The organism is Fructilactobacillus cliffordii, from assembly GCF_024029355.1.
Taxonomy (GTDB): domain Bacteria; phylum Bacillota; class Bacilli; order Lactobacillales; family Lactobacillaceae; genus Fructilactobacillus; species Fructilactobacillus cliffordii.
The window spans coordinates 679,182-701,139 of record NZ_CP097117.1 but is presented as its reverse complement, the minus strand read 5'-3'; the positions used below and the strand labels follow the sequence as shown (position 1 = coordinate 701,139).

Here is a 21,958-nt window from a genome sequence, read left to right as displayed (position 1 = left end):
TAAGGAGGAAACCTGTGAGTAATCGAGTAGTAGTAACAGGAATGGGAGTTGTTTCCCCAGTCGGCAATACGGCTGATGAATTTGTCGATAACATTTTAGATTCTAAAAATGGGATTGGTCCCATTACCAAGTTTGATGCTAGTGAAACCGGCATCTCAGTGGCAGCTGAGGTAAAAGACTTTGATCCCGGTAACCGGCTCAGCAAACGCGACTACAAACGACTAGATCCTTACGCGCAATACGCCTTATATACGGCTAAAGAAGCGATGGACCAAGCGGGATTGGTATTAAACGAAAACTATCAACCAGAAGATTTAGGGGTCATTTACGGAACTGGAATCGGTGGGATTTCGACCATCGAAGAACAATTGCAAAAGGCCTTTAAAAAAGGACCACGGCGGGTCTCACCTTTATTCGTTCCGAAAGCGATTTCTAACATGGCGGCCGGAAACGTGTCAATGTACTTTGACGCCCAAAACACATCGCAAACGGTCGTTACCGCCTGTGCTTCTGGAACCAATGCGGTTGGAGATGCCTTTGAATACATCAAAAATGGCAAGGCTAAAATTATGATTGCTGGGGGAACGGAAGCCGCCGTTAGCATGATGGGAATTGCTGGATTTGCAGCTCTGACGGCCTTATCGACCTCAGAGGATCCAGAAAAAGCTTCCTTGCCATTTGATGTGAACCGGAATGGGTTTGTGCTAGGTGAAGGAGCTGCTTCGTTGGTTCTGGAAGACTACGACCACGCTAAACAACGGGGTGCCCACATTTTAGCTGAAATCGTTGGTTATGGAACCACCAGTGATGCTTACCACTTGACCGCTCCTGATCCAGAAGGAAAAGGTGCCATTATGGCGATGAAACAAGCGTTAAATGAAGGTGGCATTACTCCGGAAGAACTCGATTATGTAAATGCTCACGGAACGGCAACGCATGCTAATGATGTTGCCGAAGCTTCTGACATTGAAAAATTGTTTAAAGATAACGATCACTTAAAGACGAGTTCCATCAAGGGAATGGTAGGACACTCACTAGGAGCCGCTGGTGGTTTAGAGGCTGCCATTCTGGTTGGATCCTTACAACGGGGTCAAATGCCCGTTAACGTTGGTCTTTACGAACAAGATCCCGAAGTTCACATTCAGCTGGTTAACGACGATAACAAGCAGGCTCCCATTAAGACGGCCATCAGTAACTCCTTTGGTTTTGGGGGTCACAACGCAGTGATTGCAATGAGAAAGTGGGAAGAAGATTAATGAATGAAGCTGATATTGAAAGGTTATTAGCCAAATTTGATCAATCCAGCCTGCAAGAGTTAAAAATCGATGGGGATGGAGTGAACGTTTACTTTAGTAAGCAAAATACGCCGGCTCCTCAAGCAGCGGCTGATTCTGAAGCTTCAGCTGCGTCCACTCCCCAATTTGATTCACAAGCAGTTGCTCCATATCAACTCAAAGCGCCAATGGTCGGCCTAGTTTACATGAGTCCAAGTCCGGATAAACCGGCCTATAAAGAAATTGGGGACCATGTGAAAAAAGGGGAAACCATTTGTGCCATCGAAGCGATGAAGTTAATTAACGAAGTGAGAAGTCCCGTGAGTGGGATTATCAAAAAGCGGCTATTTTCAGACGGTGAAATGGTTGAGTACGAACAGCCATTATTTGAGATTGAGGAGGATTAGCATGGAGTATCAGGTAAGTGACTTTATCCCCCAACGGTATCCCTTTGAAATGATTGATAAGATTGTGGCGGTTACTCCGGGTGAAAGTGCCCAAGCCCAAAAGAACATTACGATGAACGAGTGGTACTTTTCGAACGGCAACCAACTAACGTTACCGCACCCCATCATTCTGGAATCTTTGGCACAAACGGGAGTCGTGGCGATTTTGTCTATGCCCGAACATCACAATCAGAACGTCTTCTTTGGTGGAATTAAGCAGGCGGAGTTTAAGGATGAAATGCGTCCTGGTGACGTCTTACAACTCAAGGTTCAGTTGACCAAGTTAAAACGAAACATCGGGGTTGGTCACGGTGAAGTCATCCGTGACGGCGAAGTCATTGTGACCGCCGATCTCATGTTTGCCATTGAAGCGTAGGGTGAAGTTGATGATAAAAAGGGTTTTAATTGCCAATCGAGGCGAAATTGCGGTCCAGACCATTCGGGCGCTGCATGAAATGAATCTGCAGGCGGTGGCTGTCTATTCAACGGCTGATCGGGATGGCTTGTTCGTCCAAATGGCAGACCAGTCCGTTTGCATTGGAAGTGGATTGCCTCAGGATTCATATTTAAACATGGGGGCCATTTTAGATGCTGCCGTTTTAACTGGTTCAGATGCCATTTTCCCAGGCTATGGTTTTTTGGCCGAAAATAGTGAATTTGCTGAACTGTGCCAAGATTATGGGGTGAAGTTCATTGGTCCTAGTGCGGAAGTCATCAATTTAATGGGGAACAAATCCAACGCTAAGGAAACTATGAAAAAACTGGACGTTCCCACGATTCCAGGCTCCGATGGCTTTGTGGATTCTTTAGCAGATGCAAAACGGATTGCCGCGGAAATTGGCTATCCCGTGATGTTAAAAGCAGCCGCAGGTGGGGGTGGCAAAGGAATTCGTCAGGTGAACAACCAGGCGGAACTAGCCCAAGCCTATTCCGATACCAAGCGGGAAAGCCAACTGTCCTATGGAGACGACCGGCTCTACTTAGAAAAAGATTTATCAGATGCCAAACACATTGAGATGCAAGCCATTGCTGATCAACACGGCCACGTTGTTTACTTCCCGGAACGAGATTGCTCATTACAACGCAACCACCAAAAGATTTTGGAAGAATCACCGTGCCTAGAACTCAGTGAAGCAGAACGAGCTCATATGGGAGAAGTCGTTGTTCGGGCCATGCGTGGAATTCACTATGAGAATACTGGAACCTTCGAATTTTTGATGGACCATGAGCACCATTTTTACTTCATGGAAATGAATACGCGCCTTCAGGTTGAACATACGATTACAGAAGAAGTTGCAGACGTAGAATTGATCAAAGCCATGATTATGGTGGCCAACGGTGATGATTTGCCGTTTCGTCAATCCGATTGTGGCGTGCATGGTTATGCCCTAGAATGCCGGATTAATGCCGAAGATCCGGCTCAAGACTTTCAACCTTGTGCTGGGAAAATTACTAAGTTACATTTTCCGGTCGGGACGAAGGGAGTGCGGATTGATTCGGGAGTCGAGGTAGACAGTTTAATTTCGCCATTTTACGATTCGATGATTGCCAAAATTATCGTTCACATGCCAACAAAACCGGCTGCCGTTGCCAAGATGATTCGGGTTCTGCACGAATTTGAGATTGAAGGGGTCAAAACCAACCGAGAATTCTTGCTAGCAGTGCTGCAAGATCAACATTTTCAAACGGGTGACTTCAATAACCTCTACATTGAGAACGTCTTTTTGAAGGATTGGATGAAACAAGATGGAGCAAAATAACGCGAAACAACCGAGTCCTGCTGAGTTACAAAAGCGAATGGATCAGATTCCGGACGTGTGGACGAAGTGTCCGATTTGCGGCACCATGATTTATAAGAAGCGCTTTGACCGGTTTAAAGAGTGCCCCCATTGTCACTACGGCTTTCGGTTAGGTGCTCAAGAACGGGTTAGTTTGTTATGTGATGATTTCACTCCGATAAATCAGGAACTCCAGACTCCCACTCAATTTCAGGATTCCAAATACTTGGCCAAGTTAGCGCAAGCGCGTAAGGTCACTGGTTTAAACGAAGGAGTTTTGACGGGAACTGGAACCATTGCCGGGCATCGAACGGCCGTTGGGGTCATGGACTGGCGCTTTATCATGGGTAGTCTGGGAAGTACAACCGGAGAATTACTGGCCCGCTTATTTGAGTTTGCGACTGAGCAGGAACTACCGGTTGTTATTTTTACCGCTTCCGGGGGAGCCCGAATGCAAGAAGGGATTCACTCTCTGATGCAGATGGCCAAGGTTTCAGAAGCGGTTGCCGAACATAGTCGTGCTGGCCTCGTTTACATCAGCTATCTTTGTGATCCGACGACTGGTGGAGTAACCGCTAGTTTTGCGATGGAAGGTGATTTATTGCTTTCTGAACCCCATGCTTTGATTGGATTTGCCGGTCGCCGGGTGATTGAACGGACGATTCAGCAGGTTCCTCCGAAGGACTTTCAACGAGCTGAAACACTTTTGAAACACGGCTTTTTGGATGCCATTGTGCCTCGCCGGGAGATGGTAAATACCCTCGATCAGATTCTAGCAATTCATGAAGGCGGTGGTTGGAATGGCTAAAACAAATGCCTTTGATCGAGTGCTTCAGGCTCGTTCAGATGATAAAATCAGCATTAAGGACTTAATTGCGGGTTTGACCGACAATTTTTTGGAACTGCACGGTGACCGGGCCTATGGGGATGATCCGGCCGTTTATGGCGGAATCGGTCAAATGAATGGTCGTCCCGTGACGATGGTGGGAATTCGCAAGGCCGATGACCAAAAGAGTGCTGCTGACGTGCACTTTGGATCTGCTGAACCGGATGGTTATCGGAAAGCCTTGCGCCTCATGAAGCAGGCCGAAAAATTTAACCGGCCCGTGGTTACGTTAGTAAATACTCCAGGAGCTTATCCTGACGTGGAAGCCGAGTATCACGGTCAGGGTTACATGATTTCCCAGCTGATTATCCAAGGGATGCAGCTGAAGGTGCCTTACATCTCCATTATCGTGGGAGAAGGTGGCAGCGGTGGTGCACTTGCACTAGCAGTAGGTGACACCGTCTGGGCCTTTGAAGAAAGTATCTACTCGGTGTTATCGCCGGAAGGATACGCTACGATTTTATGGAAGGATGCCAGCCGGGTGCGCGAAGCAGCTGAAGTGATGAAATTAACTCCAGACGATTTGCTGCAACAGGGAATTATTGATCGGATTATTCCGGAAGTCCGGACGGATTCCCAAATCGAGCAGTTAAAAAGCGAATTGTTTGGTAAAATAGAAGAGATAAGTGCGATGTCACAAACCGAAATGTTACAAAAACGGTTTGAACGGTATCGCAACTTTTAACTTAGTTGGCTAACTAATGGATTAATTTCCGTTAGTTAGTTTTGTGTTTTTTTAAATTAGAAACTGAAAGGATGACCAAGAATCATGGCTGCTAATTTATTAGAAGGTAAAAAAATTGTCATCATGGGAGTGGCAAACAAAAAAAGTATTGCCTGGGGCTGTGCCCGTGCTGTTACTGAACTAGGTGGGCAAGTAATTTTAACCTACCAAAACGACCGGATGAAAAAGAGTTTAGACCGGTTTGTCGATCCAGATACGCCGATGTTTGAATGTGACGTGGCTGACGACAGTAACGTCGAAAAAACGTTTACAGACATTCATGCTCAATTTGGAAACATTGATGGAGTGTTACACGCTATCGCTTACGCAGATAAAGAAACGTTACAAAACGGAGTGATTAACACGAAGGAAGCTGGGTTTAACCTCGCTCAAGACGTAAGTGCCTACTCCTTAATCTCTGTTACGCGTTACGCTAGCAAAATTTTGAACAATCCCGGAAGTATCGTTACGATGACTTACATGGGTTCTACTTACGCAATTCCAAACTACAACATCATGGGAATTGCCAAGGCTTCCTTAGAAGCCGAAGTTCGTTACCTAGCTACGGAACTCGGTGAAGCCGGAGTACGGGTTAATGCCGTTTCCGCTGGGGCCGTGCGGACGTTAGCAGTAACTGGTGTCAAAGGACATGGAGATCTCTTGAAGGAATCAGAATCCCTCACAACCGACGGTAAGAGTGTTTCGAAGTTAGAAATTGGTAACGCTGTGGCCTTCTTGTTAAGTGACTTAGCAACTGGAATTACGGGGGACGTTATTTACGTTGATAAAGGGGTCCACCTGTTTAACGCTTAGGTTTATCCATGACTAAGTTAGAGCAAGATTACTTGTTAGCTCAAACCGGATTGGACGAGCACCATCTCCATCTGTTTGCCGAGGTAGATTCCACCATGACGGTGGCGGAGCAACTCAGTTTACCCGGGATTCATTTAATTGCAGCTGATCGGATGACAGCCGGCCGTGGGCAACGAGGTCATTCATTTACGGCGCCAGATACGGGGGTTTACGTGACGATTGTCATCCCCGTCCGGCCCGTTTTTTTACAACAACCGGGTTTATTGACGATGGGCGTGGCCGCTGCCACTCAGCAGGTGTTGCAAATGGTGCTATGGAAACCCACTTCGTTAAAGTGGGTTAATGATCTCTATTTGTACAACCACAAGGTCGGAGGAATTTTGGTCGAGCTCAAAAGTGATGCCGAAAACCAGCCGGAAAGCTTTTTGATTGGAATTGGCTTAAATTTAGCACCGCACCGATCTTTAGCCACCGTAAATGCTACAGCTCTTAGTACGACGATGGTAGCGAAAAACCAGTTAATTGCCGCCCTATATCGGCAGGTAGTTGATTTTAGCGCTCATCCAGATGGACAACAGGTACGGGATTGTTACAATCAACATTTGTTATGGCGGGATCAACTGGTGCAAGTCCAAGTGGGGAATCAGTTGGAACGGGGTTTACTCCAAGGATTAGATCAGCAACTGCGTTTAGAGTTAGTTGATCAAAATGGTCAGTTGCACCATCTCACTCCAGACGAGGCAACGCATCTTCGTCCGATCCAGTAATAATAATGAAAAATGGAAGAGAAGAGGGATTCAGGTGAAATTAAATCGGCATCAGAAACGGGAACAGACGCGTCAACGCATTATCTTAGGATTATTTGAGTTAATGCTGGAAAAGAACTACGCAGACATCACCGTGAAGGCGATTTGTAAACAGGCCAACGTGTCGCGAATGACCTTCTATCGGAACTTCCATACTAAGGAAGAAGTGATTAAGAGTCAATTTGAGATGGTTTATGGGTATTTCATCCAACGACTTTCCACCCAAAAGTATTTAGCCTTTTACGATGTTGCAACGATTTTTTTCACACTAATTAAGGAAAATAAGTTGATGATGGAAGCGTTGGTACAAAATAATTTGACTAACCTGTTGCTGGAATCTCTCTCGACCTACATTAAAACCCTGGTGGATCAGCAAATTCTGATTACCCGGGAGCAATCCTCCCAATTTTTGGTAGCCATGATATCCGGGGGATTAACCGAAGTGATTGTGGTCTGGACTAAGAATGACATGCAACAATCGGTTGAAGAACTCGTGATTTTTGCGTCTAAATACATGCACCTAAAATAAAAAGTTAACAACAAAAAAGCGATTGCTGGATTTGAGTCCGGCAATCGCTTTTTACGTAATTTGAGGCAACAAAAAAAGGACTCACAATTGTGAGTCCTTTTTCGTAAAGGCTAATTAGTCTTCAACGGGAGTAACGTTAGCAGCTTGTGGGCCACGGTCGCCATCTTCAACGTCTAAAGTAACTTTTTCGCCTTCGTCAAGGGTTTTGAAACCGTCTTTGTTGATAGCTGAGAAGTGAACGAATACGTCACCATCGTCAGTTGTAATAAAACCGTAACCCTTGTCAGCGTTAAACCATTTAACAGTACCTTGCTTCATAATATGAAACCTCCATAAAAAATATAAATTTAATGTTGCTTTAGTTTGAATCTAATAAGGAAGTCATTCCATATAAAATAAAACAAGAAACCTTAAAAACTCGAAACCTATCAAACATTGACTTTAGTATAACACGACTCATCGCAAAGTCAATACTAATGGATGATTTTTTCTAGCTAAGGCCACCTTGCTTTACCGCAGTTACGGGAAACCGTACAATAAAAGCTAGCAGAATGGAGGAAATTAACTTGCAGACATTGGTAATTGTAGCTCATCCTGAATACGATGATTCAAGCACCCAGGCCTTTTTAAGACGCGCCCAGGCTGACTTTGATTCGGTCACTTGGCACAAACTAACGGTTAGCGATGAACCGTTAGACGTGGCATCAGAACAACAAATGTTGTTGCAGGCTGATCGCATTATTTTTCAATTTCCCATGTACTGGTACAGTGCTCCGGCACTTTTGAAGCAGTGGGAAGATGATGTGTTAACCCGTGCCTTTACCTTTGCTAGTGAACAGGGAAAATTGGCTGACAAGCAACTGGGAATTGTTACTTCCTTAGGCTACCCAGAACAAGAGTTTCAAGCGGGGGGAACGGAAGGCTTTAGCATCTCGGAAGTTTTAACTCCGTATCGAGCGTTGGCGCACCGTGCCGGCATGCAGTTTTTAAAGCCGTTGGTGATTAATCAATTTGCGTACCTAACGGACACGGAGCAAGCAAAATTACTAATCAAATATCAACAGTATTTAACCGCTCCCCAGCCGTTGCGATTTCAGCAACGAGTGGCGTGGATAATTGACCAGTTACAAAAGTGGCAAGTTAGTCAACCACAGGCCCAGCAACCACAAATTCAGCTCATTATTAACCAACTGCAAGAACAGCAAGAGCACCTGGATGATTTAAAGGAACAAATTAAACTAATTCGCCAAGCAGAGGAGGGATAAACCATGGATACCGAAAAGTGGTTATTAGCTGAGTTAACTGAACTAGAAAATGCGACTCAGAATGAATCCATCACGACGAGTGCTCTGTTACAGGCCACACAACAATTGGTTCATGCACAGGTCGTCCGAATTGAACAAGCCGAAGCTGAGCTTGACGGCCGGATTTGGAGTCCCTCGAAGTGGTAAAAAAAATAACCCTAGCTGTTAAATAGCTAGGGTTACTTTTGGTTATGGGGTTAATTAGAGGCCCAGTGGTTAATGGGACCAAATTGATGACCAACGTTAATCCCGTTTTTAATGCAGGCATCAACGTATTTTTTGGCACTCCGAATCGCGGTTTCTACAGATTTACCCAGACCTAGTTCCGCCGTAATGGCCGCGGAAAGGGTATCACCGGTTCCGTTCTTATGAGTGGTTTCGTAGTATGGTTCTGTCATTTTGAAGGACTGACCATTTTCTAGTAAAACGTAGTCGGTCACCGTTTCCTGCTCCTTTTGATCGTGCCGACCTTTAACCATGACGTTGCGAGCTCCCATTTCCTGGAGCTTGTGGGCTGCCTTTTCTTGAAAATCAGGCAGTTCGGGATCCAAGCCACTAAGTTTAACGGCTTCAAAGAAGTTCGGGGTTAAAACTTCTGCCAGGGGAATTAACCGTTGCACCAGTGTCTCGTATGCTGCTTGTTCGAGTAACATATCCCCGTGTTTGGTAATGATAACCGGATCAACCACCAGGGGACCGAAGTTGTACTTTTCGTAGTTATCGGCGACGGTGTTGATGATGTCTGCATCGGCTAGCATCCCGGTTTTAGCTGCCCGAATGTGAAAATCATCCGCGAGGTCCTTAAACTCCTGACTAATGAAGTCGGCATCCATATTGACACCCGCGTGGATTCCAAAGGAGTTTCCCGCCACACAGGCAGTGATGATGGTCGCTCCGTAAACTTTTTTAGCAAAAAAGGTTAAAAGGTCGGCTTGCATGCCGGCACTACCATCGCTATCACTCCCGGCGATGGTGACAACTTGGGGATAATCATTGAGCATAAGAGATCTACCTTCCTGGAGAAATTTGATTTTTCTGCGTTGGATGTATTATAATACATAGAGCTGTTATTTGTAAGTCTAAAGTAAAGGAGTGTTCATCATGAGAATTTGTCATCCAAATGGTGTCCAAGGTCGACGTCCAATTGACCAGAAAAAACGCAAAAAAGAAGAAAAACGAGTTGCAGATTTACAAAAGTTTTTGAAACAAAAACCTGCTGCTAAGTAAATTAAAAAGGGATTACGAATTAATTCGTAATCCCTTTTCTTATTTTTTGGCTTTCGTAGCCTTCACAATTTCCTTTTTCTTCAATTTGGACATGGCTCGCAGTTGATCCTTGAGTTCATTGATCTCTGTGGCGTGACTCTCTTTCCATTTGGCAAATGAATTACTGGAGTCTGTGTCAGCTGGTTTTAAACCTGTATTTAGCCAAAACATTGCTTCGGAGAGACTGTTAAAATTCCGTAACCATAACGTTTGTCCGTTTTCAGAATCAAAGGCTACGTACGAACGCGACTTTTTCTTTAAGAAGGTGTGCCGTCTAATTTTAAAGGCTTCTCTTTTTCTGGTTAAATAGTAATCAGGTAGGATAAAACTACCAGCTGAGATTAATTGAGGAAAACGTTCATTGCGCTTGGCGTGACGATCACGCAACATTTTCATGGCTTGGTCGGCCGTGATTAGTTTAATATTAAGCTCAGACATATTATTCTCCTCCTACTTATACTATTATTTTTACATAAAAAGCGCGTCCTGCAAAGGATTTAGACCAACTAATTCTGAAATTTTTATTTTTGATAAACGGAGGCATCTGATGACGAAGACGAAAAAGTATTATGCCGTTAAAAAGGGACGAAAACCGGGTATCTACCAAACCTGGTCGGAGGCCAAGGCACAGGTCGAGGGCTTTTCGGGAGCTCAGTACCAGAGTTTTTCAACGCAAATGGCCGCCCAGCAATTTTTAAAGCAAGCAACGCCTCGATCATCCAAGCAACCAGCTGAACCGACTCATTCCAGTTCACACAGTCGCCCGGAAATTGTGGTCTTTACGGATGGGGGATCACGTAACCACGGCAACGTTGCGGGTGGCCACGTCAAAGCAACCGATCCTGCTGCGTGGGCCTATCTAATTGATTGGCAGGGTCGCCAACACAGCGATTCGGGTGGTGAATGGGGCGTCACTAACAATAAGATGGAAATCACAGCGTTAGTAAAAGCGTTACAATGGTTACGAGTGAACCAGCTGCAACAGCGCAGTGTAGGCGTGGTGTCTGATTCTAAGTACGTGTTAGATGCGATTCAAAAAGGCTGGTTGGCTGGCTGGAAACGACGGGGTTGGCGCCGGGCAGCTGGGGAATTGAAGAACCAGGAACTGTGGCAAGAACTCGACATCTTACTGGCCGAGTTTCCACACCTTCAACTGGCCTGGACCAAGGGACACGCGACTAATCAGGGGAACGTGTACGTTGACGAACGTTTAAACCAGACGATGGATCAAATGGAAGGGAATTGATAGGATGACAACGGAACGAGAAAAGATGACCGCTGGAGAAGCATTTAACCAGTTCGATCACGAGCTAATTAACCGAAGAATTTTAGTGCGTAAGATATTACAAAAGATTAATAACACTCCAGACAACGAAGAACGGAACGCCATGATTAAGGGTCTGTTCGCAGAGACCGGAGATGAGTTCTTCATGGAAACGGACTTGCAATTCGATTACGGATTTAACGTGCACATCGGGAATAATTTCTTTGGTAACTATCACTTGACTCTGCTTGATTCATGCCCAATTCGGTTTGGGAAAAACTGTTACATCGGACCTAATTGTAGTTTGTATACCAACATCCATCCTTTAAATGCCCAGGAACGAATTAACGATGTGGAACTGGGCGCTCCCATTACGATTGGCGATAATGCTTGGTTTGGCGGCGGCGTAACCATTTTACCTGGGGTTACTCTGGGGAATAACGTGGTCGTTGGGGCTGGCTCGGTTGTCACCAAGTCGTTTGGAGACGACGTGGTGATTGCCGGTAATCCCGCCCAAGTCATTAAGCAGATTGATAACAGCAATTTGCAGGAAAAATAAAAGTGTTATAATCAGAGTAATTTAGTAAAGTTGTAAATACCGCTATTAATTTTGAATTTCGATTCACGTAGCGGTATTTTTGTATGAAAAAAGCCTAGCGCTTTCAGGGGGACCATTATTTTAAAGCATTTCAACATTGATAAATTCGTTTTTATCCCGACCATGGTGATTTTTGTGGTGGCATCAGTGATTCTAATTGCTGGTGGCAGTACGTTACAGGGGGACCTGGCAACGGCGCTTGCATGGATTACCAAACAAATGGGTTGGGCGTACATGATGGTTTACATCATTAACTTCGTTTTTTTCTTGTGGTTGATTTTTAGTAAATACGGTTCGATTAAACTGGGGGATGCTAATTCTGTGCCTCAATACAGTAGTTTGCAATGGGGGAGCATGGTCTTTGCAACGGCCATTGATGCCAGTATCCTAATGCTGAGCATGGTGGACCCAATTCGGTACGTTTCCCACCCGGCCTTTGGGATTAGGCCCTTTTCTGAGGATGCTTATAATTACGCCCACATGTTAGGTCAATTTGACTGGGGACCGATGGCCTGGATGATGTTTGCGCCCGCAGCCATCTCAATTGGCTATATTTTGTTTGTTAAGAAAAACAAGGTGCAGCGACTTAGTAAGTCCATTAATTTTTTGCAGGGAGACGCGAAGTGGCAGTACGTCGGGCGCCAGCTGGTTGATTTTTTGGTCGTCTTTGGAATCATGGGTGGAGTCGGTTCGTCCGTGGGAATGGAAATTCCGATTATTTCCAACGTTTTGAGTGGTTTAACCGGTTGGCCCGATAACATGGCGCTCAAAATGGGCTTATTTGCCATCCTGTTCGTAATCTTTGCTTGGACCGTTTGGCACGGTTTGAACGGGGGAATTGACCGTCTAAGTGATATGCATATCTGGACTGCTATTTTGTTTCTGGCCTTTGTTTTACTGGTGGGACCCACGATTTACATTTTGAGTTCCGAAACCAACAGTTTAGGCCTGTTAACCAGCAACTTCGTGAAATTGAGCACCAACACGGTACCGAACGGCACCCCTGACATTGCTAACTCTGAAACGATCTTTTACTGGGGTTGGTGGTTATCATACATGCCAGTTATGGGATTGTTCATTGCCCGGATTTCCAAGGGCCGGACGATTCGGCAGGTCTTGCTGGGAATGTTGATGTATGGTTCGGCCGGTTGTTTGAGTTTCTACGCCATCCTCGGGGGCTACTCGCTGTGGTTGCAGAAAAATGGAGTCGTGAACCTAGTCCATATCTTGAACACCCACGGGCAGGCGGCCGTGATTACGGCGGTTCTAGGGACCTTGCCAATGAAGGGGATTGTGTTTGCGGTCTACTGTATTTCCTGTTTCATCTTCCTGGCCACCACGATTTCATCTTCGGCCTACATCGTGTCGTCTTTTACAAGCCTGGAGCTAAAGGGCAATCAGGATCCGAGCCAATTGAACCGGATGACATGGGTCATCGTTTTTGTCCTCTTTGCCTTTGGAATCGTGGTTGTAGGTGGATTTGATACCATCCAAACGTTCTGTGCGATTGCTGGTTTTCCGTTGATGTTTGTCTGCATTATGATTCTGATTTCCATTTATCACATGGTGAAAAACGACGAAGGTATTGTGTTAAAGGCCAAGGGAATGGAAGACATGCGGGTTGAAAAGAAGAAGGAAAAGATGCGGCGAATTCGGGCCCGGCATATGATTGCCAAGTTGAATGCTAAGGATGACGACGATGATTAACGCGCAAAATTTCGTGGGCGCGGTTGTCGGTTTCATGCTATGATATGAACGAGGAGGTGAGATACATGGCTAAGGTAGAACCATTAGAATTCAACCGGATTTTATTGACGATTGACGCTGATGATCCAGATGCTAACGTGCGGGCACTTCGCTACGCGGTTACCCAAGCGAAAACATTTAACGCTCAGCTCGGGATTTGTTCGGTATTAGAGGGTGGTGACATTAACATTTACGATTCTCTGACACCGAAGAAATTAGACGAGAAGCGGGAGGCTTTGAACCAAGTCATTTACAAGTACGTGGATTTGGCTAAGGAATTCGGGGTAGAAAACGTCACAGCCATTGCCAGTGAAGGTGGTGACATCGATGACGAAATTCTGGATACGATTATTCCAGACTTTAAGCCCGACTTACTCGTTTGTGGTGCCGATAAGGATGGAGAACACCATTTTTACAGCATCAGCGTGAAGTTGGCGAAAAAGGCCAAGATTTCAGTAATCGTAGTACGGTAATATTTGATAATGGTGATTTTTAAAGGCGGGCACGGACGGTGACAGAACGACTGCGACGGTTCTTTGCAACGGGGACCACGGATGAAATTACGCAACGCTTGTTAGGCAAACTCTTGATTTATCACTCACCGCAAGGATTAATGAGTGGTTATATTACGGAGGCTGAGGCCTATCTAGGTCAACGAGATTCGGCCGCACATGCTTATCAAGGCAAACGTACTCCTGCGAACGAAGCTCTTTATGGAGTTCCCGGGACGATTTACATTTATTCGATTCATTCTCGGCTCTGCTTAGATGTGGCGGCGCAAGCGCAGGACGTTCCCGAGGGGATTTTGATTCGCGGGATAGAACCAGTCCAGGGACGAGCATTAATGGAGCAAAACCGGTCTAAACATGGTTACGATTTAACCAATGGGCCTGGAAAGTTAATGGAAGCCCTGGGTATCACGGATAAGCACCTGAATGAGTTGGAATTTGGGGAAACGGATTTAGACATTGATTTAGATCATGGCAAGATTCCCAAACAAATCGTGGCGAGTGGTCGGATTGGCGTGAGCGACCGCGGGAGTTGGACGGAAAAACCGTATCGCTTCTACGTTGCTGGTAATCCGTACGTTTCCAAGTTACCGAAACGCGACTTTGACTTAGAAAATCACGGTTGGAAAAATTAACACCAAACGGACGCAGGTTCCTCAATTAGGAACCTGCGTTTTTAGTTAGGAAAAGTTAGCAAAACTAGGATTAAAGCCGAACTATTTTGCAAAACGGATTGAGATAATCCATAATTAACCGTATAATGAATAGCATCGACAAGAAATTAGAAGGAGAATTTTGCTAATGAAAAGTTTATCGGTAAAAAAAGTGGTCGCCATTGGAATTGGGGCCGCCATTTTCGTGATTTTGGATCGGTTTGCCTCCATTCCGACGGGATTTCCCAATACTAATTTAGCGACAACCTACGCTTTTTTGGCTCTCTTTGCATTGATTTACGGACCAGTGGTTGGCTTTTCGGTCGGGTTTATTGGGCATGCGTTAAACGACTTCATGATGTTTGGGAATCCTTGGTGGAGTTGGGTGCTCTGTTCCGCCTTATTTGGGCTCGTGATTGGATTCTTTGGTAAGTACTTCAAGGTGAACCAAGGAATTTTTGGCTGGAAAGACGCTGTGTGGTTTAATCTGATTCAAATTGTGACTAACTACGTTTTATGGGCGTTTGTAGCTCCGACTTTGGATATTTTAATTTACAGCGAACCCGCTAGTAAGGTTTACGTCCAAGGGTTGTTATCTGGAACCTTGGACAGCATCTCCGTGGGAATCTTAGGCACCATTTTGATTAAAGCCTACGCCGCTACTCGGGTCCGCAAGGATAGTTTACGAAAAGAGTAGGAGCTTATGACAGAACCAATCATTAAATTTAGTGATTTTTCGTTTAAATATAACAGTCAGGCGGAAGCTAACCTTACGAACGTAAATCTCGCTGTTCATCCTGGCGAAAAACTATTAATTTTGGGTCCCTCCGGAAGTGGGAAATCGACCCTGGCTAAGTGTATTAATGGTTTAATTCCAGAGGAAGATCCTGGCGATATAACGGGAACCGGGAAAATTGCCGGTCATCCGGTTGGAGCCACGTCGTTATTTGACCTTTCCTTTTCAGTTTCGACGGTTTTGCAGGACCCGGACAGTCAGTTTACGGGTTTAACCGCTGCAGAAGACATCGCTTTTATGTTAGAAAACGATGCCATGCCCCAAGCCCAGATGAAGCAGGTGGTGGCCGAGTGGGCGCACCGCCTGCAAATTAATGGGTTACTGAACCAGTCACCCCAGTCACTATCTGGAGGACAAAAACAAAAGGTTTCGTTGGCAGGAGTTTTAGTCAATCAGGCACCGATTTTATTACTAGACGAACCCTTAGCGAACCTGGATCCCGTTGCTAGTCACGAAATTTTGGCACTGGTGACCAAGTTACAAGCAGAACTCGGGTTTACTCTCGTGATGATTGAACACCGCTTAGATTTAGTTTCCTCTGTCGCTTTTGATCATGCCATCGTACTCAGCGAAGGCCGGGTAGTTAGCGATTCTGATCTGGATATATTGCTAAAAACAGAACGCTTAGAAGAAAATGGCATCGAACCGCCACTTTACGTGCGGGTGTTAAAGGCTGCGGGAATTGACGTGCAACGGCAACCGTATTTAGATCACGTTCAGCAATTAGAATTAATGCCGGCGGAACTAGAGCAAATTCATCGGTGGAGTGAAGAATCAGTTCAACAAGCGCGTCCAGAGCCTCAGGGTTCCGCATTGCTGGAACTACAAAACGTTGGGTTTCAGTATCCCAATCAGGATCACGCGACCCTGGCTGGAGTTGATTGTACCATTCACCAAGGGGATTTTATCAGCGTGGTCGGACAAAACGGAGCTGGGAAATCGACTTTGATGAAGTTAATCTGTGGTTTTTTGCGCGGGACCGGGACGATTACGTGGCAGGGCGAATCATTGGCAACTGCGTCCATTAAGGAAATTGCGGACCACATTGGGTACGTAATGCAGGACCCGAACCAAATGTTGTCACAAAAAACGGTTTTTGCGGAAGTGGCTCTGGGACTACGGTTACGGCAAGCGGAGCACATTGAAACTCAAGTGAACGATGTTTTAAAAATTTGTGGACTCTATCCATTCCGGAACTGGCCGCTCAGTGCGTTGAGTTTTGGACAACGAAAACGGGTGACGATTGCCGCGATTTTGGTGTTACATCCGCAGCTCTTAATTTTGGATGAACCCACGGCCGGACAGGATTGGCAAACCTACACGGAAATTATGACCTTTTTGGAACAATTACACCAACAAGAAATTACCATCATGTTAATTACGCATGATTTAGAACTGATGGCCCAGTATAGTAACCGGGTGTTAGTGGTGAACGATGGGAAATTAGCGGCTGACGTCACACCTAACCAGTTATTACGGAATTCCAAGTTGATGAACGCTGCACACCTTTGTTCTACCAGTTTGGCTACGTTAGCGAAGCAAGCAGGCACTACCGAAGCGAATTTGATGATGGCATTAAAGGAGAGGGGGAAACAGCATGAATGAGGCCAATACGTTAGGGTATCATCCCGGTACCACGTTTATCTACCGCATTAATGCGGCCGCAAAGCTTCTTTTTTTCCTGATTGTATCGGTGGCCTGCATGACGACCTTTGATACGCGCTTTTTGGTTTTAGTGGCTATTTTGTCACTTCTAGTTTTCAAGTGGTCTCACTTAAAGTGGCGTCAGGTGGCGTTTGTGGTGAAGTTTATTGCCTTTTTCTCGATTTTGAACGTGATTCTGGTCTTTGTCTTTTCACCGCAATACGGAGTGCATCTTTATGGTGCAAAAACGGTGCTCATTTCGGCCGGTTATTTTACGGTAACGACGCAGGAACTATTTTACCTGTTAAACGTGACCTTAAAGTACGTCTGCACGGTTCCGCTCGCGTTGGTGTTCATCATGACAACCAATCCGAGTTTGTTTGCATCCAGTCTGAATCGGTTGGGAATTAGCTACAAAATTAGCTACGCCGTGGCGCTAACACTGCGTTACATCCCGGACGTCCAACGCGAATTTGGAGACATCAAGGATGCCCAACAAGCACGGGGGAGTGAACTTTCTGCTAAAGGGAAACTGACCACGCGCTTACACGGAATTATTAATATCATTATTCCGTTGATTTTATCCAGTTTTGAAAATATCGACCGAATCAGTACAGCGATGCAACTACGTCGTTTTGGTAGCAAGAAAAAACGGACGTGGTACACTGCGCAACTCTTTCGAGGAACGGATGCACTGGTGGTAGGACTAGCAATTCTATTGCTGATGATTACCATTTTATTGTTCCAGGTTAATCACGGTCGTTTTTACAATCCGTTTCAGTGAAGGGGATGTTAATCAATTTGCGGTTTAACCATCAACTGAATTTGTGGTATCATAGTTAAGTAATGATACTAACGGGATATAGCTCAGCTTGGTAGAGCGCATGCTTCGGGAGTATGAGGTCGCAGGTTCAATTCCTGTTATCCCGATTAGAATTACGACTAGAGTGGAACTCGCGCTTGCGGGTTCCACTTTTTTTATTAATTTTGTTAATTATCACACAAAATTAAGTTTTACCCGATTGGGTATGATAAAGCGATTGTTATGGTATTTATCCAACTACCTTTAGTTATTTTTAATAAAAATAAGTGTTTTTTTAGTTGACATGTGAATAATTTAACAATATAATGAATTCGTAAAGTAAAGGTTTGGAAAGGGGAAACAATCATGAAAGCAGCTGTTGTGCGTCCGAACTCTGATGGGTACGTGGATGTCAAAGACGTTCAATTACGTCCGATCGAAGATCATGAAGCATTAGTTAAGATTGAATACTGTGGTTTATGTCACACTGATTTACACGTTGCTGCCGGGGACTTTGGTGAAGTTCCAGGTCGAATTATTGGTCACGAAGGAGTCGGAAAGGTCATTCAAGTCGGAAAAGACGTGGATAACCTGAAAGTGGGAGATCGAGTGTCAATCGCTTGGTTCTACTCTGCTGACGGAACTTGTCGTTACTGTGTTACCGGTAACGAAACTCTCTGTCGGAACGTTAAAAACGCTGGATTCAGCGTGGATGGTGCGATGGCGGAAGAATGTATCGTAGATGCCAAGTACGCTGTCAAAGTTCCTGATGGATTGGACCCAATCCAAGCCACTTCCTTAACTTGTGCCGGAGTAACGACTTACAAGGCCTTGAAGGAAGGGGACACCAAACCAGGTGACTGGGTTGAAATCGTCGGGGCCGGTGGCTTAGGTAACTTAGCCGTGCAACTGGCAAAACATGTTTTTGGGGCCCGGGTAGTGGTTACCGACGGTGATCCTGACAAGTTGAAAGCCGCTAAGGAAAACGGGGCCGATGTGGTAATTAATCGGCACGATGACGACGCGACGGAACAAATCATTAAGGCCACTGATGGTGGAGTCGATGCTTCGATCGTAACCGCCGTTAGTGCAGCTGCCTTTACCAACGCGGTGAACGCTTTGGCTCCGAACGGAACGTTGGTTGCCGTGGCTTTGCCAAAGGGTGATATGGCCTTAAACATTGATAAGACGGTCTTAGACGGAATCAAAGTCGCTGGTTCGTTAGTCGGAACTCGAGAAGATTTACGAGAAACCTTCCAATTTGGGGCCGCTGGTGAAGTGGAACCGATCGTTAGAACTGACAAATTGGAAAACATTAACCACGTGATTGACGACATGAAGGCCGGCAAGATTGTTGGTCGGGTAGTCTTTGATTTTACGGGCGCAACTGCCTAATTTATTGTAACAACCGGCAAAACGCCTTGCTCCTCAATCGGAGGGGCAAGTACTGCAGAACATGGAAGTAACCGGAGGAAAGAACATGTCTGACAAAAAAGAAGAAAAACAACTCAAACAAATTGACAATACCATCGACAAGATGGTGAAACGGGCTCACGTTGCCTTAGACGAAATGAGTAGTTTTGACCAAGCTAAAGTTGATGAAATTACGCACGCCATGGTAATTGCCGGAGTCGATGCGCACCAACGTCTTGGTAAAATGGCTTACGAAGAAACGGGACGGGGAGTCGCTGAAGACAAGGCCATCAAGAACTTATTTGCCACTGAAGAAATCTGGCACGACATTCGCAACGACAAAACGGTTGGTGTGATTGACGAAAACTCGGAAGAAGATTTAGTAAAAGTGGCAGAGCCACTGGGTGTCATTGCAGGAATTACGCCAGTAACGAACCCAACTTCCACTACGTTGTTCAAGTCCATCATTTCGATGAAGACGCGGAATGCCATCATCTTTAGTTTGCATCCCCAAGCTTTAAAGTCTTCAATTGAAGCCGCTAAAATCATGCGGGATGCCGCTGTGGCCGCTGGTGCACCTAAAGACTGCATCCAATGGATTGAAGAACCAAGTCGGGAAGCTACGAATGCTTTAATTAAGAACCCTGGCGTAGCATGTACCTTAGCAACTGGTGGTCCTGGTTTAGTTAAAGCCGCTTACTCCACTGGGAAACCCGCTTTAGGGGTGGGTCCTGGTAACGGTCCGGTTTATATCGAAAAGACCGCTAAGATTCCAGAAGCCGTGAACGATATTGTGTTATCCAAGACCTTTGATAACGGAATGATTTGTGCCACTGAAAACAGTGCCGTTATTGATGATGATATTTACGATGATGTGAAGGAACAATTGGAACGCAACCGGGTTTACTTTGTTCCAGAAGCCGAACAACAACAATTAACTGACGCAATGTTTGATAGCACTCGTTTAAGCGTTAAGGGTCCGATCGCTGGAGCAACGGCCCAACAAATTGCTGACATGGCAAACATCAAGGTTCCAAAGGACACTCAAGTGCTTGCCGTGGAAATGACAGGAATTGGACCAAAGTACCCAATGTCTGGGGAAAAATTATCACCAGTGATTTCCGTTTACCGAGCTAAAGGCCACAAAGAAGCCTTTGAAATCGTAAACAAGCTGCTGGATTACGGTGGATTAGGACACACGGCTGCCATTCAAACTCGGAACGAAGAATTAGCGACGAAGTTCGGGGTTTCTGTCAAAGCTTCTCGGATTATTGTAAACTCACCATCTGGATTAGGTGGAATTGGGAACTTGTACAACAACATGACCCCATCCTTAACATTAGGAACTGGATCATGGGGACAAAACTCAATTTCCCATAACGTAACGGATTACGACCTGTTGAACATCAAAACAATCGCAAAGAGAAGAAATAATATGCAATGGATTAAACTACCAAAAATTTACTTCGAAAAGAACTCCGTGCGTTACCTCAAGGATATGCCGGACATTCACAAAGCCTTTATTGTTACGAGTCCATCCATGGTTAAATACCATTACGTTGACAAGGTGCTCGACGAATTAAACGCTCGTGACGACGATGTCCAATACTACATCTTTGATGACATTCACGGTGAACCAACGACGGAAACGGTGGATGCTGGAGTACTGCAAATGCGTGGTTTCCAACCGGATACAATCATTGCCCTTGGGGGAGGATCACCACTAGATGCTGCTAAGATGATGTGGTTAATCTACGAAAACTCCGAAACGGACTTCTTTGGTGCCAAGCAAAAATTCTTAGACATTCGGAAACGGGCTTACCGCTTTGAAAAACCAAGCAAGTCAAAAATGGTTGCCATCCCAAGTACTTCCGGAACCGGTTCCGAAGTAACACCGTTCTCGGTTATTACGGATGCTAAGTTACACATCAAGTACCCACTGGCTGATTACGCCTTAACTCCTGATGTAGCCATCATTGACCCACAATTTGTTAAGACGGTTCCAAAGAGCACGATTGCTGCTTCTGGATTGGATGCTTTGACCCACGCCATTGAATCATACGTTTCGGTCATGGCTTCTGACTACACGCGTCCGTTGTCATTGCAAGCGATTAAGATGATTTTTGAAAACTTAACTGCTTCTTACAACGGTGACATGGAAGCCCGAGACAAGATGCACACCGCATCAACGATTGCCGGGATGGCTTTTGCAAACGCCTTCTTGGGAATTACCCACTCCATCGCCCACAAACTCGGTGGTCAATTCGGCATTACCCACGGAATTGCGATTGCAATTACCTTGCCACACGTTATTCGTTACAACTTCAAACAACCAAAGAAGATTGCAACGTGGCCGAAGTACGAATCCTTCCGCGCTGATAAAGACTATGCAGAAATTGCTCGTTACATCGGCTTAGAAGGCAACACTGATGAAGATTTAAAAGAAGCTTTGGTGCACAAAGTGATTGATTTAGCTCACTCAGTTGGTGTTACGCTGAGTCTGAAAGCGCAAGGAGTCGACCGGGAGGAATTGGAAGAAAAAGCCCAACGGTTAGCTGAATTAGCTTACGGGGACCAATGTACTACTGCCAACCCGAAGGAACCATTGATTGCTGATCTGAAAGACATCATTTTGGATGAGTACGATGGAATCGGAGTGGAAACTGAAACCGATAAAGAAGTTTAACCTAATTTAAACGAAGGCCCT

At 45.4% G+C, this 21,958-nt stretch carries 25 protein-coding genes and 1 tRNA gene; 23 read left to right on the top strand and 3 right to left on the bottom strand.

The window, feature by feature from the left end; genetic code table 11:
• Positions 1-14: 14 nt before the first annotated feature.
• The 9 genes from fabF (at position 15) to M3M38_RS03540 (ending at position 7,256) form a co-directional block, all read left to right on the top strand.
• On the top strand, positions 15-1,256 hold the full coding sequence (gene fabF, locus M3M38_RS03580) for a beta-ketoacyl-ACP synthase II (protein ID WP_274705799.1): 1,242 nt from the start codon (positions 15-17) through the stop codon (positions 1,254-1,256).
• Positions 1,256-1,681 carry an acetyl-CoA carboxylase biotin carboxyl carrier protein gene (locus M3M38_RS03575; RefSeq protein WP_252814817.1) on the top strand — a complete coding sequence of 142 codons (426 nt, stop codon included), beginning with the start codon at positions 1,256-1,258 and terminating at the stop codon, positions 1,679-1,681. Before fabF ends, M3M38_RS03575 begins: the two co-directional genes overlap by 1 nt.
• Before the next feature lies 1 nt (position 1,682).
• Positions 1,683-2,096 (top strand): 3-hydroxyacyl-ACP dehydratase FabZ family protein, encoded by a 414-nt coding sequence (locus M3M38_RS03570; RefSeq protein ID WP_252766381.1) that lies wholly within the window; start codon positions 1,683-1,685, stop codon positions 2,094-2,096.
• A 10-nt stretch (positions 2,097-2,106) separates the two neighbouring features.
• Positions 2,107-3,480 carry an acetyl-CoA carboxylase biotin carboxylase subunit gene (locus tag M3M38_RS03565; protein ID WP_252814816.1) on the top strand — a complete coding sequence of 458 codons (1,374 nt, stop codon included), beginning with the start codon at positions 2,107-2,109 and terminating at the stop codon, positions 3,478-3,480.
• A complete protein-coding gene (locus M3M38_RS03560; RefSeq protein ID WP_252814815.1) occupies positions 3,467-4,306 on the top strand; it encodes an acetyl-CoA carboxylase carboxyltransferase subunit beta in 840 nt (279 codons plus the stop codon). The genes M3M38_RS03565 and M3M38_RS03560 overlap by 14 nt, the downstream gene beginning before the upstream one ends.
• The gene (gene accA, locus M3M38_RS03555; RefSeq protein WP_252814814.1) at positions 4,299-5,069 is read left to right on the top strand and encodes an acetyl-CoA carboxylase carboxyltransferase subunit alpha; all 771 of its coding nucleotides are present in this window, start codon (positions 4,299-4,301) and stop codon (positions 5,067-5,069) included. Before M3M38_RS03560 ends, accA begins: the two co-directional genes overlap by 8 nt.
• Before the next feature lie 84 nt (positions 5,070-5,153).
• Positions 5,154-5,921, top strand: a complete 768-nt coding sequence (gene fabI, locus M3M38_RS03550) for an enoyl-ACP reductase FabI (RefSeq protein ID WP_252766377.1) — start codon at positions 5,154-5,156, stop codon at positions 5,919-5,921.
• 8 nt (positions 5,922-5,929) lie between these two features.
• Positions 5,930-6,688: a biotin--[acetyl-CoA-carboxylase] ligase gene (locus M3M38_RS03545; RefSeq protein WP_252814813.1), complete on the top strand. Its 759-nt coding sequence runs from the start codon at positions 5,930-5,932 to the stop codon at positions 6,686-6,688.
• Between the two features lie 34 nt (positions 6,689-6,722).
• A complete protein-coding gene (locus tag M3M38_RS03540) occupies positions 6,723-7,256 on the top strand; it encodes a TetR/AcrR family transcriptional regulator (RefSeq protein ID WP_252814812.1) in 534 nt (177 codons plus the stop codon).
• A 114-nt stretch (positions 7,257-7,370) separates the two neighbouring features.
• Here the strand turns inward: M3M38_RS03540 and M3M38_RS03535 are convergent, their stop codons facing one another.
• Positions 7,371-7,574 carry a cold-shock protein gene (locus tag M3M38_RS03535; RefSeq protein WP_252766374.1) on the bottom strand — a complete coding sequence of 68 codons (204 nt, stop codon included), beginning with the start codon at positions 7,572-7,574 and terminating at the stop codon, positions 7,371-7,373.
• A 248-nt stretch (positions 7,575-7,822) separates the two neighbouring features.
• On the opposite strand from M3M38_RS03535, the gene M3M38_RS03530 reads away from it, so the two are divergent.
• On the top strand, positions 7,823-8,521 hold the full coding sequence (locus tag M3M38_RS03530; RefSeq protein ID WP_252814811.1) for an NAD(P)H-dependent oxidoreductase: 699 nt from the start codon (positions 7,823-7,825) through the stop codon (positions 8,519-8,521).
• Between the two features lie 3 nt (positions 8,522-8,524).
• Complete coding sequence (locus M3M38_RS03525; protein ID WP_252814810.1) at positions 8,525-8,707, top strand: hypothetical protein; 183 nt, start codon at positions 8,525-8,527, stop codon at positions 8,705-8,707.
• Positions 8,708-8,757: 50 nt separating this feature from the next.
• Here the strand turns inward: M3M38_RS03525 and thiD are convergent, their stop codons facing one another.
• On the bottom strand, positions 8,758-9,561 hold the full coding sequence (thiD, locus tag M3M38_RS03520) for a bifunctional hydroxymethylpyrimidine kinase/phosphomethylpyrimidine kinase (protein WP_252814809.1): 804 nt from the start codon (positions 9,559-9,561) through the stop codon (positions 8,758-8,760).
• A gap of 100 nt (positions 9,562-9,661) precedes the next feature.
• Here thiD and M3M38_RS07475 point away from each other — a divergent pair, with 100 nt between their 5' ends.
• A complete protein-coding gene (locus tag M3M38_RS07475; protein WP_274705508.1) occupies positions 9,662-9,787 on the top strand; it encodes a hypothetical protein in 126 nt (41 codons plus the stop codon).
• A 39-nt stretch (positions 9,788-9,826) separates the two neighbouring features.
• On the opposite strand, the gene M3M38_RS03515 is transcribed toward M3M38_RS07475, so the two are convergent.
• Positions 9,827-10,264 carry a hypothetical protein gene (locus tag M3M38_RS03515; RefSeq protein ID WP_252766370.1) on the bottom strand — a complete coding sequence of 146 codons (438 nt, stop codon included), beginning with the start codon at positions 10,262-10,264 and terminating at the stop codon, positions 9,827-9,829.
• A gap of 109 nt (positions 10,265-10,373) precedes the next feature.
• Between M3M38_RS03515 and M3M38_RS03510 the strand changes: the two genes are divergently transcribed.
• From M3M38_RS03510 to adhE, 11 genes are all read left to right on the top strand, one after another.
• Positions 10,374-11,072, top strand: a complete 699-nt coding sequence (locus M3M38_RS03510) for a ribonuclease H family protein (protein WP_252814808.1) — start codon at positions 10,374-10,376, stop codon at positions 11,070-11,072.
• A gap of 4 nt (positions 11,073-11,076) precedes the next feature.
• Entirely contained in the window at positions 11,077-11,649 is a 573-nt protein-coding gene (locus tag M3M38_RS03505) for a sugar O-acetyltransferase (protein WP_252814807.1), read from the top strand.
• 153 nt (positions 11,650-11,802) lie between these two features.
• Positions 11,803-13,395, top strand: a complete 1,593-nt coding sequence (locus tag M3M38_RS03500) for a BCCT family transporter (protein ID WP_274705804.1) — start codon at positions 11,803-11,805, stop codon at positions 13,393-13,395.
• A gap of 65 nt (positions 13,396-13,460) precedes the next feature.
• The gene (locus M3M38_RS03495) at positions 13,461-13,907 is read left to right on the top strand and encodes a universal stress protein (RefSeq protein ID WP_252766366.1); all 447 of its coding nucleotides are present in this window, start codon (positions 13,461-13,463) and stop codon (positions 13,905-13,907) included.
• 38 nt (positions 13,908-13,945) lie between these two features.
• Entirely contained in the window at positions 13,946-14,578 is a 633-nt protein-coding gene (locus M3M38_RS03490) for a DNA-3-methyladenine glycosylase (RefSeq protein WP_252814805.1), read from the top strand.
• A 166-nt stretch (positions 14,579-14,744) separates the two neighbouring features.
• Positions 14,745-15,293, top strand: a complete 549-nt coding sequence (locus M3M38_RS03485) for an ECF-type riboflavin transporter substrate-binding protein (protein WP_252794650.1) — start codon at positions 14,745-14,747, stop codon at positions 15,291-15,293.
• 6 nt (positions 15,294-15,299) lie between these two features.
• Positions 15,300-16,997 (top strand): ABC transporter ATP-binding protein, encoded by a 1,698-nt coding sequence (locus M3M38_RS03480; protein ID WP_252814804.1) that lies wholly within the window; start codon positions 15,300-15,302, stop codon positions 16,995-16,997.
• Positions 16,990-17,820, top strand: coding sequence for an energy-coupling factor transporter transmembrane component T family protein (locus M3M38_RS03475; protein WP_252814803.1), 831 nt, complete (start codon positions 16,990-16,992; stop codon positions 17,818-17,820). The genes M3M38_RS03480 and M3M38_RS03475 overlap by 8 nt, the downstream gene beginning before the upstream one ends.
• 72 nt (positions 17,821-17,892) lie before the next feature.
• Positions 17,893-17,966: transfer RNA gene (locus M3M38_RS03470), tRNA-Pro, on the top strand.
• A 238-nt stretch (positions 17,967-18,204) separates the two neighbouring features.
• Complete coding sequence (gene adhP, locus M3M38_RS03465) at positions 18,205-19,233, top strand: alcohol dehydrogenase AdhP (RefSeq protein WP_252814802.1); 1,029 nt, start codon at positions 18,205-18,207, stop codon at positions 19,231-19,233.
• A gap of 85 nt (positions 19,234-19,318) precedes the next feature.
• Entirely contained in the window at positions 19,319-21,937 is a 2,619-nt protein-coding gene (gene adhE, locus M3M38_RS03460) for a bifunctional acetaldehyde-CoA/alcohol dehydrogenase (protein ID WP_252814801.1), read from the top strand.
• The last annotated feature ends 21 nt before the right edge of the window (positions 21,938-21,958 follow it).

Bases quoted from the DNA above. Each gene is read 5' to 3' on its own strand.
- M3M38_RS03480 (WP_252814804.1), top strand. From the start codon at position 15,300: ATGACAGAACCAATCATTAAATTTAGTGATTTTTCGTTTAAATATAAC.
- M3M38_RS03545 (WP_252814813.1), top strand. From the start codon at position 5,930: ATGACTAAGTTAGAGCAAGATTACTTGTTAGCTCAAACCGGATTGGAC.
- thiD (WP_252814809.1), bottom strand. From the start codon at position 9,561: ATGCTCAATGATTATCCCCAAGTTGTCACCATCGCCGGGAGTGATAGC.
- adhE (WP_252814801.1), top strand. From the start codon at position 19,319: ATGTCTGACAAAAAAGAAGAAAAACAACTCAAACAAATTGACAATACC.
- M3M38_RS03560 (WP_252814815.1), top strand. From the start codon at position 3,467: ATGGAGCAAAATAACGCGAAACAACCGAGTCCTGCTGAGTTACAAAAG.
- M3M38_RS03510 (WP_252814808.1), top strand. From the start codon at position 10,374: ATGACGAAGACGAAAAAGTATTATGCCGTTAAAAAGGGACGAAAACCG.
- M3M38_RS03505 (WP_252814807.1), top strand. From the start codon at position 11,077: ATGACAACGGAACGAGAAAAGATGACCGCTGGAGAAGCATTTAACCAG.
- M3M38_RS03575 (WP_252814817.1), top strand. From the start codon at position 1,256: ATGAATGAAGCTGATATTGAAAGGTTATTAGCCAAATTTGATCAATCC.
- accA (WP_252814814.1), top strand. From the start codon at position 4,299: ATGGCTAAAACAAATGCCTTTGATCGAGTGCTTCAGGCTCGTTCAGAT.
- fabI (WP_252766377.1), top strand. From the start codon at position 5,154: ATGGCTGCTAATTTATTAGAAGGTAAAAAAATTGTCATCATGGGAGTG.
- M3M38_RS03565 (WP_252814816.1), top strand. From the start codon at position 2,107: ATGATAAAAAGGGTTTTAATTGCCAATCGAGGCGAAATTGCGGTCCAG.
- M3M38_RS03570 (WP_252766381.1), top strand. From the start codon at position 1,683: ATGGAGTATCAGGTAAGTGACTTTATCCCCCAACGGTATCCCTTTGAA.
- M3M38_RS03485 (WP_252794650.1), top strand. From the start codon at position 14,745: ATGAAAAGTTTATCGGTAAAAAAAGTGGTCGCCATTGGAATTGGGGCC.
- adhP (WP_252814802.1), top strand. From the start codon at position 18,205: ATGAAAGCAGCTGTTGTGCGTCCGAACTCTGATGGGTACGTGGATGTC.
- M3M38_RS03525 (WP_252814810.1), top strand. From the start codon at position 8,525: ATGGATACCGAAAAGTGGTTATTAGCTGAGTTAACTGAACTAGAAAAT.
- M3M38_RS07475 (WP_274705508.1), top strand. From the start codon at position 9,662: ATGAGAATTTGTCATCCAAATGGTGTCCAAGGTCGACGTCCAATTGAC.
- M3M38_RS03515 (WP_252766370.1), bottom strand. From the start codon at position 10,264: ATGTCTGAGCTTAATATTAAACTAATCACGGCCGACCAAGCCATGAAA.
- M3M38_RS03475 (WP_252814803.1), top strand. From the start codon at position 16,990: ATGAATGAGGCCAATACGTTAGGGTATCATCCCGGTACCACGTTTATC.
- M3M38_RS03535 (WP_252766374.1), bottom strand. From the start codon at position 7,574: ATGAAGCAAGGTACTGTTAAATGGTTTAACGCTGACAAGGGTTACGGT.
- M3M38_RS03495 (WP_252766366.1), top strand. From the start codon at position 13,461: ATGGCTAAGGTAGAACCATTAGAATTCAACCGGATTTTATTGACGATT.